Origin of the sequence: Arthrobacter sp. ok362 (assembly GCF_900102785.1) — a bacterium.
Classification (GTDB): domain Bacteria; phylum Actinomycetota; class Actinomycetes; order Actinomycetales; family Micrococcaceae; genus Arthrobacter.
In genome coordinates this window covers 42,018-51,707 of sequence record NZ_FNGC01000022.1, presented here as the reverse complement: position 1 = coordinate 51,707, position 9,690 = coordinate 42,018, and the positions used below count along the sequence as shown (strand labels likewise).

The following is a 9,690-nucleotide window of genomic DNA, read 5'->3' as shown; positions in this document are numbered from 1 at the left end:
AGGTTGACGTGGTCGTTGGGGTGCAGCCGGGCGTAGTCGCCCCTCGGGTGACCGAGGATTTCCAGGGCCCGGTTGGCGATTACCTCATTGGCGTTCATGTTCGACGACGTTCCGGCACCGCCCTGGATGACGTCCACCACGAACTGCTCGCTAAGCTTGCCGTTCATGACGTCGGCGCAGGCTTCCTCGATGGCCGCGGCACGCTCGGCGTCGAGGAGCCCGAGCTCGTGGTTGGTGCGTGCGGCGGCGAGTTTCACAGCGGCCAGCCCGCGGACCAGGTACATGTTGGAGGAGAGCGGCTGGCCGGTAATGGGGAAGTTCTCCACGGCCCGGAGGGTGTGGACGCCCCAGTAGGCGTCGGCGGGAACATCCCGGTCGCCCAGGAGATCGTGTTCGGAGCGGAATTCTGCGCGTTCGTTGAGCGAGGTCATGGCGGTCCTTACAGGGCTTCGGGGGCGTTGGGCGTCTTGGGAGCGGCGAGGAATTCGGCGGCCTGCAGTAGCCCGACGGGCCGGCCACCGCCCAGCACAGGGGTGGCGGCGAGGCGCGCCAGGGGTGAGGTGTCGACGTCGAGCGCGGCGAGGACCCGGACGGTGACGGGCATCCGGGCGCGGTCTCCGCCGTCGGAGACCTTCACTGCGACGGCGCGGCCGTCCGGGAGGCCCACCAGCTGGACGCCCTCGAAGCCGTCCTTGGCCAACAGGCCGGGAACTAGGCGCATCAGTGCGGTGACGTCCCGGTCCTGGCCTGCAACCATCTCGGGGTGGCGGCGCATGGCGCGGGCGACGGCGGCTTCCGCGCCGCTGGATCCGGCGGCGGCGGCCAGACGGCCGAAGGCACGGGCCATGCCGCGCAGCGTGAGCGCGAAGAGCGGGGTGCCGCAGCCGTCAGTGGTGGTGGCCTGCGGGTCCTCGCCGGTCAAGTCCACTACGGTGTGGGCCACGAGTTGCTGCAGCGGGTGCGCCGGGTCAAGGTAGCCCTGGACCGGCCAGCCGTTGATGACGCAGGTGGCAGCCATCGCGGCATGCTTTCCGGAGCAGTTCTGCGCCAGCTGGGTGGCCTGGCCGCCGTCGCCGAGCCAGTCTTCGCGCTCGCGGGCGCCGTAGGGGAGGTCGGTGCTGTTCTCGAGATCGCCGGGCGTCAGGCCATGCAGGTCCAGGATGCGCCGCGCACCGTCACGGTGGGTGGCGGCGCCGGAATGGCTGGCAGCGGCGAGGGCGAGGAGTTCGTCCGGGAGGTCCAGGCCGGCGCGGACCATGGCGACGGCCTGCAGGGGCTTCAGGGCGGACCGCGGGTAGAACGGGGCGAGGGGCTCGCCGGCGGCCAGGAGGATCTGGCCGTCCGCTGCAGTGGCGATGACCGAGCCGTAGTGGACGCTTTCGACGATGCCGTCCCGGGTCTGGACCGCAAGCGGGGCGTGCTGCGGGAGCCGGTCCGGGGCCAGCAGGGTCGGGGTGTGCGCGAGAGCAGGAGAAATCATTGCGTCCTTTGGCGGTGTCGGTGGGTGTGGTTGTGCCGTCAGGCGTTGAGGATCGAGTCGAGGGCGATGCCAACGGCATGGAGGTGCTGGCTCATGGCGATGCGCGCCGTCGCCGCGTCACCGGCTTCGATCGCAGCCAGGATGCGCCGGTGCTCCTCGTCGGAAGCGTGCTGGCGGTCGGCCACCATATTCAGGGTCTCGGACTGGTGGGCGAGGGCGTCCCGGATGTCCGCGACGACGTTTTCGAACACCTTGTTCCGGCTGGCCCGGGCGATCAAGGCGTGGAAGCTGGAGTCCAGGCCCACCCACACTTCGGGGTCGTCCTCGCCGCTCATCGCGGCAACGATGTCCCGCATGGTGTCCAGTTCCTCGGGTGAACGGCGTTCGGCGGCCAGTCCGGCGGCAGGAACCTCGATATGGGGACGGGCCTCGGTGAGGTCGCTTGCGGAGTATTGGCCCAGGACCAGGTCCTTGGCCACGTGGTTGGCGACGACGAACGTGCCGCGCCCGGTCTTGGTGACCGTCAGTCCCAGGGCGGTGCACGAGCGCAAGGCCTCGCGGACCACGGAGCGGCTCACGCCGTACTGCTGGGCGAGGCTGGCCTCGGAGCTCAGCTTGGCGCCGACGCCGAGCTTGCCGGTTTCGATTTCGGAGCGGAGGACGTTGAAGACGGCTTCGGCGGCGCTCAGCCGGGCCAATGGCTGTCCTGCTGTCCGGCTGTCTGACAGGTTCACGCTTTAAAACATGGCAGGGATCACACCGGTGTGTCAATTGTGACGGCGGCCCCAAGGTGCTTGGGACCGCCGTCGTGCCCGACGCCGGAGCTCCGGCGGCAGGTTACTTGCCGCTGTTGCTTGTCGGGGTTAGTGAGCGGGTTACTTGATCTGGCTACTTGACTCGGGACGGGCGGGTGCGGGCCAGGGCCGTCAGGCCCGCGGCGAGTCCGATCAGGCCTGCGGCCAGCCCGATCCAGCCGGCCACGGAGCCGGCATCACTTGATGTGCTCGCTGCCGCGGACGGCGAGGGGGCCGTTGTTGCCGCGGATGCGGCGTGGGCTGCGGTCTCGGCGTCCTTGGCCGTGGTCACGAACGAGGGGGCCGGGTGCTCGGGTTCGGCCTGGCCCTTCACCGTCTTCTCGTCCCACTTCACAACCGTCCCGTCGGTGTAGGTCTGGGCTGTCGGCAGCGTCACCGTGGTTCCGGCATCCGGCAGGACTCCCACGGAGAGGGAGAACGCCTGGAATTCGTTCGGGCCGATCTGGTGGGCGGCGTCGGCGGTCCAGACCACGGAGCTGGGGGCCTTGGTGACGGTGGCGCCGGCGATGGTGATCGGCTTCGGCAGATCGCTCGTGGTGATTTCGGCCTTCCAGCCCTCGACGGGCTTCACCGACACCGAGGTGAGCGGGGTGTCGGTGGGCAGCGTGACTTCGAGTTTGCTGGTCTTGGCTGTGGCGGATTCGTTGGGGACGTTGAACGTCAGGTGGCTGTAGCCGCCCGCGGCCGGGTCATCCGAGTCGACGTGGACATGGGCGGAAGCGGCCGCCGCGCCGGCGGCGAGCAGGCCGGCGGTCATCGTGGCGGCCGCGGCGCTCTTGAGGGTACGGCGGAGGGAGGATTTCATGGCAAAGATGCCTTTCACTAACGAATAAACGGTGGGGAACCGGCCGGCACGATGTCCGTCCGTCCGGTAGCAGCGGGTGGCCGCCTGCTGCCCCGTCCGTGTGTGAAAGGGGCTGGTGTCAGGCGGCGGCCGACAGCTCCGGAGGTCCGCGCCGGGTCGGCAGGAGGCGGCCAACCCGGACCTTGGGGAGGGTCAGGATGACCGTGCGGGGGCCGGGAACGCGCATCGGCACGACGGCGCAGGGCCGCGGCAACTGCACGAGGGGTCGCAGCCAGGAGGCCAGCGCGGACAGGGCCCGTTCGCCACGGGCGAGCAACAGGGCCGTGCCGAGGGTCGCCACCGCGTGGGCGGCAAACATGGCACCGCCCATGTCGGCCGCAGAAGCCGCCATGGACGGGTGGAGCATCTCCGGAGGAATCGCAGCCGCCGCATGGCCCGGATGGTTGTTGGCCATCCGCGCGGGCACGCTCACGGGCGCCGAGGCGGACAGTGCGCCGAACGACCAGTGCAGCCACAGTTGCCCCACGCCGAGGAGGCCGGCCAAGGCAGGAAAGGACAGACGGAAGCGGGTCAGGACCGCCACCGGGATCATCGCCACGAGACACAGCGCCGTCACGATCGCCGGCTCGGGCAGCCGTCCGCCGCCAGCCAGGTGGCCGCTGGCCGCCAGCGCCACGATCATGGATCCGATCAGCCCGGTGCGGAACAGCCGGAAGGAAGCGCGCGTCATCGTGAGCGGTCCTTTCCGGTTCGCTGGGCGGGCTGGTTTTCTTAGGTCCCTTAAATCGTAGGGCCATTGAGCACAGCCGCGCGCCCACCTGACGGCGCCGCCGGTACGAACGTGCCGAAATGAACCTGTGCGGACGCGTTTGCCGGTTCTATACTGAGATTGCACGCAAAGCGGCACGTTCGTACCTACGCATTCCGGCCAATCGGACGTAACTCGATCCAGGGGGAGGCGGCCATGGGGAACTCGTTTCCGGACGAACTCGCTACCGAGGTCCGGAGCCGGCGCGGGTCGCTCCGGCTGAGCCAGCGTGAACTGGCCGAACTAGCCGGGGTCTCAGAGCGCTTCGTCCGGTTCGTCGAACAGGGCAAACGCACGGTGCAGCTGGATTCCCTGTTGGCGCTCATTGACACGCTGGGGCTGGAGCTTCGGGTCCAGACCCGAACCAGCTCTGCGGCCCGGGCCCTCGCCGGCCCGCGGGCCAACGGCGAAGCTCGAGCCGGCAGCGAACTGCGGGACGGCCCGGAAGTCGGGTTATGAGGCATCGCATCGCGGATATCTACAAGGCCGGCGTGCTGGCGGCGCGGCTGGAGCGGCACGACGGCGGCACCAGGTTCAGCTATTTGCCGGTTTATCTGGCATCCGGGGGCCCCGCCGTTGCGAGCTCCCTGCCGCTGACTCTGGAGCCTGTGCTGTCCGCGGCAGGGGCAGCTCCGCCGTATTTCACCGGGCTCCTGCCGGAGGGGCGGCGGCTGAATGCGTTGCGCCGTTCCATCAAGACCAGCGTGGACGATGAACTGTCCCTGCTCATCGCGGCCGGTGCCAATCCCGTGGGTGACGTACAAATCGTTGGCCATGGCGAGAAGCTGGATCCGGACGAGCACGCCGTCGAGCTTGACCCCGGAACACCCGTAGATTTCGAGGCCTTGCTGGGAGACTCCGGGCTGATCGACCCCGTGGCGCTGGCCGGCGTGCAGGACAAACTGTCCGCAGGCATGATCTCCATGCCGGTGGCCAGCGCCGGCCGGCGGTACATCCTCAAACTCAATGCGCCCGAGTTCCCGCATGTCGTCGAAAACGAATACGTGATGTTCCGGTACGCGGCCCGGCTGCGGATCCCTTTGAGCCGGGTCCAGCTGATCCGCGACGTCGCCGGCCGGCCGGGGTTGCTCGTGGAGCGCTTCGACCGCGTGCCTATCTCCGGAGCGCCGCGGGCGGTGCAGCGGCTCGCTGTCGAGGACGGGGCACAGGTGCTGGGCCTTTACCCGGCGGACAAGTACAACGTGGGATACGGGCAGGTGTGCCATGCGCTTGCGGCGTATTGCGCGGCTCCACTGCCCGCGCTGCGGAATTTGGCCCTCCAAGCGGCATTTGCGTGGCTGACGGGCAACGGTGACCTGCACGCGAAGAACGTTTCCATGGTGCAGCAGCCGGACGGGGAGTGGTCCGTCGCGCCGGTGTACGACATCCCCTCCACTGTCGTCTACGGGGACAAGACGCTCGCCCTGACCTTGGACGGCAAGCGGACTGGGATCTCCCGGAAGCACTTCCTGGGCTGGGCCGCCGGGATGGGGATGACGGAGCGTGCCGCCGTCCAGGTGCTGGAACTGGCGCTGAGGGCTTCGGAGCCGCTGCTGACGGACCTTCAGGCGGGCACGGCGTTCCGCTCCATGACCGACGACGGCGCCTCGCCGTTTTCGGCGCTTGTCACCCGCGACTGGGTCAAGGAACTCAAGCACCGGCGCAGGCTGCTGGCGGGGTGAGGCCGCCGGCGTCGGCTGCTGCCGGCGCCGGCTGCTGCGTGGAGCGTCAGAGGTGCTGGATGCCGGCCCGCTGCATGGCGTCTTTGTAGACTTCAACGTTCTTGGCGAGGAGCTCTTCCTGCTTGGCCGGAGAGACTGCGAAGGCGCGGCCGCCGAGCGCGGTGGCCTTGTAGATCTTGACGCCATGGTTCTTCAGCGAGGAATGGTAGGTCTTCTCGAAGAGCGTCAGGAAGGAGTGGGCGTCCGCGCCGTGGGCAATAACGGCCGAGACGCGCTTGTTGATCTTGAGGAACTGGCGGAAGGGCCGCAGGCCGTCCGTCTTCTCCTGGACGTTCAGGGCCGAGGAAGCGTCCGGATCGCGGATCCACGGATAGGCGTTCCACGGCATCACATAGCGGGGATCCAGCTCTGCGGCCTCGTAGATGGAGGTGGCGCGGCGGGCGGCTTCATCGTCGTTAAAGTGCGAGACAAAGCCCGATTCCGTGCCCTTGCCGGGGCTGATATGCAGGCTGACGATCCGGCATTCGTCCTCGTCATGGATGGGGTCGATGTACGGGACCACGGATCCAGGCTTCTTTTCCATGAGTTCGTCGCACAGCTGCGTCACGGCGGCAATGTTCGGCTCCTGCAGCAGGGTCTTCTTTTCGTCCCAGTCAATCGTCACGATTTCTCCCTCAGCACTTGGCGTCCAGAATCAGGCGGCTTCCTCCACTCTACGCTTTCGCGGCAGGGGGTGTTTCGGGCTCGAACTTTATGGCGGAGTTCTGGGGCTTTGCTCCTATGGTCACGGCGGTAGCGCGGGCGTAGGCTTAAAGCGCCTGCAGGTAACCATCTGATGACGCCGGGTTGTTCGGGACATGAAAATGTCCGAGCCTTCTCTTAGCGAGATCGCGAAGGTACCTGCCGGCTTTACGCCTGAGGCAGGCCGGCATCGTTCCTGACGGTTCAGTCCTCGAGGAACGCCTGGGTGAACAGCAGCGTTAGGCCCTCGGCGATCGTCGGGTGGGTGATGACGGCGTCCCGCACTGCGGTGTATTCCATGCCGCCCAGCATCGCCATCTGTAGCACAGCGATTGCTTCGCTCGCGTCTGTGCCCAGCAGGGCTGCCCCGAGGATGCCGTTGCTGTCCCTGTCGACCACCGCTTTCCACAGCCCGTCCAAGTGGCCGACGGTTCGTGCCCGCGGGATGGCGGAGACCGGCATCCTGGCAACGCGGATGTTGTATCCGGCGTCGCGTGCCTCGCGTTCGCTGAGGCCCACCCGGCCGAGTTCCGGTGTGGTGAAGACTGCGTATGGGATGAGGCGGCCAGCGGTACTACGGGGCGCGCCGATGCCTTGCTGCGCTGCGAGATTGGTTTTGAGCACCCGGTAGTCGTCGTAGGACACGTGGGTGAATTGCGGCGAGCCGGCCGCGTCGCCGGCTGCCCAGACGCCGTCGGCCGTGGTGTGCAGATACTCGTCTACGGCAATGAAGCCGCGCTCCGTGAGTTTCACTCCCACGTTTTCCAGGTTCAGCCCGTCGGTCACGGGCCGCCGGCCGGCGGCGACCAGGACGTCGTCCGCTGTGACGCTCTCGCCGGAGCCCAGGGTTACCGTGACCGATCCGTCCTGGGCGCGGGCGATCTTCCTTGCCCTGGAACCGAGCCGAAGCGTGATCCCGGCGTCCGTGAAGTTCTTCGCGATCTGCCCGGATATGTCCTCATCCTCCCGCGGCAGCAGGCGCTCGCCGCCCTGGACGATCGTGACGCGGACACCAATGGTGTTGAGGAGGTCGGCAAATTCGCAGCCCACATAGCCGCCGCCCAGAATCGCGATACTTTCCGGGAGTGCTTCGAGCCGCAGCAGGGTGTTGCTGGTGTGGACATTGGACTCGGCGAGACCCTCAATGGGCGGCACCAGCGGCTCGGTGCCAAGGTTGATGACGACGTCGGCGCCCCGCAGGGTGCGCGTCCCGCCGTCGTTCAGGGTCACCCGGACCGTGCGTTCACCCACGAAAGTGGCGTCGCCCAGGACGAAGTCCATCCCTGATGCGGTGAAGGAGGCGAGCTGGCCCTTGACCATCGTGGAGACGACGTCTTCCTTGCGGTGTCGCAGGAGCGCGAGGTCCATCCAGGGGTTGTCGGCGCCAGCGACGCCGAACTCCGCGGCGCGTTGAATCGTCTGCAATACCCGTCCGCTGTTGATGAGAGTCTTGGTGGGGATGCAGGCCACGTTGATACACGTGCCGCCGATCATGGCACGCTCGATCATCGCTACCTTCTGTCCGCTCTTGGCTGCATCCATGGCCAGCGTCTTGCCAGCTTTCCCGCCCCCGACCACGAGGAGGTCCACGTCTTCAATGCCGCTGTTCGGGTCTGCGATGGCTGCGTTCATCGATGCTTCCTTTACGGTGGCCGGCCACGGCGCCGATGTGGCAGGGCGTGGTGGCAGGGCGTGGTGGCAGGGTGTGGTGGCGGGGCGGCGACCAGAGTGCTGTCGAGACGAGCCTACGCTTCGCGCCTTGCCTCTGTCTGGCGCGCCTTGACCGCAAACCTGCCTGCCTGGTCCAGGCTCGCACGGCCGACATTCGATTCGCTCCTAGGCGGCTGACTTCGCCTTCAGCGCCCCGAGTCTTAGCAGTTTGGCCACGTGTCGGAGGTTGCGCCGGTGGCGGGTACCCGGCTGGTCTGCGGCTGATGGGCGAAGCGGAGTTCCGGGGAGGGGTGGTGCGGTGGAGTGGTAGGTGTGGCCGGTGGGGGTGGTGAGTTTGATGGTGTGCCGTGGTCCTGGGCGTGGGATGGCGGTCCAGCCGGGGGTTTCTTTGGTGTAGTTGCAGGCTTCGCAGAGTCCTGCGCCGTTGCTCTGGCTGGTGCTCCCGCCGCCGTGCCGCGGCACGATGTGGTCCAGGTGGCGGATGGGGGCGTCGCAGTAGGGGGTGCGGCAGGTGTCGTCGCGGGTGTGGATGAAGCGGCGCAGGCCGGTGGGGAAGATCCGGGCGCGGGAGTCCATTGCGACGAGGTCGCCGGTGGCGGGGTGGGTGTAGAGCCGGCGGAGCCAGGTGGTGAAGTCCCGGTCCTCGGCGTTCTTCCCGGCGCCGACGAGGTCGCGGGCCCAGGCGGCGGGGACGATGCCGTAGCCGGGGATCCGGGCGGGTTCGCTGTCGCCCTGGAACAGGGTGCGGTCGGTCATGATGACCTGGAGTTCGATGCCGGTGATGCCGCCCGGGGTGCCGGTGGTGCGTTCAACAAGCCCGTCGGCCATGAGCTGGCCCCGGGTACGGGGGTCCCCGGCGGCACGGAGGGTGTCCGCGGACCGGGCCAGCGCGGCCTGGACGGCGACCCCCTGGGCGACCGGGAGCAGTGCGGTCAGGTAGCACATGGTGTCCGGGGCCGGGCGGAAGCTGACGTGCCGGGCGGTGGCGGCGTGCGCGGCGCGCTCGGTGACGGAGCGAGGGTCCCGCCGGTACGCGGCGGCCCGGGCAGCCGCGACCAGGGCACGGTCACCCACCCCGGACAGCGTCCCGGCGTCGGGGGCGAGTTCGTCGTCAACGGCGGCCCGGTCGGCGGCGCTCAGGCAGGCGGTTTCGCGGACCAGCAGGGTGGCGCGCCATTCGTTGAGCTGCCCGGTTTCCAGTGCGGCGAGGGTGTGCGGCATCTCGGTGACGAGGGCCTTGGCGAGTCCCAGGAGCCGGCCGCCCTTGGCCGGGGATTCGCGCCGGGCGAGGGCGATCTGCGCGGCGACACCGGCGCCGAGCTGGTCCGAGGGCACGCCGGCGTCGGCCTGTTCACGGCGCTGCTGAAGTTCGAAGGCAACAGCCAGGCGGGCCTGGCGGGCGGCCATGGCGGACTTTCGGTCCTCGAGGTCCCGGATCTCGTCGATCATCGCCGCGCTCCCGGTGGCCAGCGGGACGGTCGCGAGCACGAAGGCCGCATCCGCGACCGCCACTACCCCTGGATTCGGAGCCACTGTGGACCCCTCTTCGCCGGATCCCTCTTTGCCGGACCCCTCTTTGCCGTCCATAGTCCAAGTGTCCCTGGGACCTACGACAATTAAGGGCTCTGATCGAGTACGGCACCCGAGCCGGATGCGCGCGACCGGAGCAGACATTGCCTCCTGACGAC

At 68.4% G+C, this 9,690-nt stretch carries 10 protein-coding genes; 2 read left to right on the top strand and 8 right to left on the bottom strand.

Annotated elements, in window-relative coordinates; all coding sequences use genetic code 11:
- From BLQ10_RS20940 to BLQ10_RS20920, 5 genes are all read right to left on the bottom strand, one after another.
- Nucleotides 1–431, bottom strand: a 431-nt coding sequence (locus tag BLQ10_RS20940; RefSeq protein ID WP_254785705.1) for a lyase family protein, incomplete at its 3' end; no start/stop codon positions are given.
- Between the two features lie 8 nt (nucleotides 432–439).
- Entirely contained in the window at nucleotides 440–1,480 is a 1,041-nt protein-coding gene (locus BLQ10_RS20935) for an asparaginase (RefSeq protein WP_091564917.1), read from the bottom strand.
- 38 nt (nucleotides 1,481–1,518) lie between these two features.
- The gene (locus tag BLQ10_RS20930) at nucleotides 1,519–2,214 is read right to left on the bottom strand and encodes a FadR/GntR family transcriptional regulator (RefSeq protein ID WP_091564916.1); all 696 of its coding nucleotides are present in this window, start codon (nucleotides 2,212–2,214) and stop codon (nucleotides 1,519–1,521) included.
- A 154-nt stretch (nucleotides 2,215–2,368) separates the two neighbouring features.
- On the bottom strand, nucleotides 2,369–3,100 hold the full coding sequence (locus BLQ10_RS20925; RefSeq protein WP_091564915.1) for a YcnI family copper-binding membrane protein: 732 nt from the start codon (nucleotides 3,098–3,100) through the stop codon (nucleotides 2,369–2,371).
- A gap of 118 nt (nucleotides 3,101–3,218) precedes the next feature.
- Nucleotides 3,219–3,830, bottom strand: coding sequence for a hypothetical protein (locus tag BLQ10_RS20920; RefSeq protein WP_091564914.1), 612 nt, complete (start codon nucleotides 3,828–3,830; stop codon nucleotides 3,219–3,221).
- A 234-nt stretch (nucleotides 3,831–4,064) separates the two neighbouring features.
- On the opposite strand from BLQ10_RS20920, the gene BLQ10_RS20915 reads away from it, so the two are divergent.
- Complete coding sequence (locus BLQ10_RS20915; protein WP_091564913.1) at nucleotides 4,065–4,367, top strand: type II toxin-antitoxin system Y4mF family antitoxin; 303 nt, start codon at nucleotides 4,065–4,067, stop codon at nucleotides 4,365–4,367.
- The gene (locus tag BLQ10_RS20910) at nucleotides 4,364–5,590 is read left to right on the top strand and encodes a type II toxin-antitoxin system HipA family toxin (protein WP_091564912.1); all 1,227 of its coding nucleotides are present in this window, start codon (nucleotides 4,364–4,366) and stop codon (nucleotides 5,588–5,590) included. Before BLQ10_RS20915 ends, BLQ10_RS20910 begins: the two co-directional genes overlap by 4 nt.
- Before the next feature lie 46 nt (nucleotides 5,591–5,636).
- Here the strand turns inward: BLQ10_RS20910 and BLQ10_RS20905 are convergent, their stop codons facing one another.
- The 3 genes from BLQ10_RS20905 to BLQ10_RS20895 all read right to left on the bottom strand — a co-directional run bounded on the left by BLQ10_RS20905 (nucleotide 5,637) and on the right by BLQ10_RS20895 (nucleotide 9,589).
- Nucleotides 5,637–6,254, bottom strand: coding sequence for a uracil-DNA glycosylase family protein (locus BLQ10_RS20905; RefSeq protein ID WP_091564911.1), 618 nt, complete (start codon nucleotides 6,252–6,254; stop codon nucleotides 5,637–5,639).
- Between the two features lie 281 nt (nucleotides 6,255–6,535).
- On the bottom strand, nucleotides 6,536–7,963 hold the full coding sequence (locus tag BLQ10_RS20900; RefSeq protein WP_091564910.1) for a dihydrolipoyl dehydrogenase family protein: 1,428 nt from the start codon (nucleotides 7,961–7,963) through the stop codon (nucleotides 6,536–6,538).
- A gap of 204 nt (nucleotides 7,964–8,167) precedes the next feature.
- On the bottom strand, nucleotides 8,168–9,589 hold the full coding sequence (locus tag BLQ10_RS20895; protein WP_254785704.1) for an HNH endonuclease: 1,422 nt from the start codon (nucleotides 9,587–9,589) through the stop codon (nucleotides 8,168–8,170).
- Nucleotides 9,590–9,690 lie beyond the last annotated feature (101 nt).

What these genes read in the sequence shown, in the direction of transcription:
- BLQ10_RS20935 (WP_091564917.1), bottom strand. Translation starts at nt 1,480, where the DNA reads ATGATTTCTCCTGCTCTCGCGCACACCCCGACCCTGCTGGCCCCGGAC.
- BLQ10_RS20925 (WP_091564915.1), bottom strand. Translation starts at nt 3,100, where the DNA reads ATGAAATCCTCCCTCCGCCGTACCCTCAAGAGCGCCGCGGCCGCCACG.
- BLQ10_RS20920 (WP_091564914.1), bottom strand. Translation starts at nt 3,830, where the DNA reads ATGACGCGCGCTTCCTTCCGGCTGTTCCGCACCGGGCTGATCGGATCC.
- BLQ10_RS20915 (WP_091564913.1), top strand. Translation starts at nt 4,065, where the DNA reads ATGGGGAACTCGTTTCCGGACGAACTCGCTACCGAGGTCCGGAGCCGG.
- BLQ10_RS20910 (WP_091564912.1), top strand. Translation starts at nt 4,364, where the DNA reads ATGAGGCATCGCATCGCGGATATCTACAAGGCCGGCGTGCTGGCGGCG.
- BLQ10_RS20900 (WP_091564910.1), bottom strand. Translation starts at nt 7,963, where the DNA reads ATGAACGCAGCCATCGCAGACCCGAACAGCGGCATTGAAGACGTGGAC.
- BLQ10_RS20895 (WP_254785704.1), bottom strand. Translation starts at nt 9,589, where the DNA reads ATGGACGGCAAAGAGGGGTCCGGCAAAGAGGGATCCGGCGAAGAGGGG.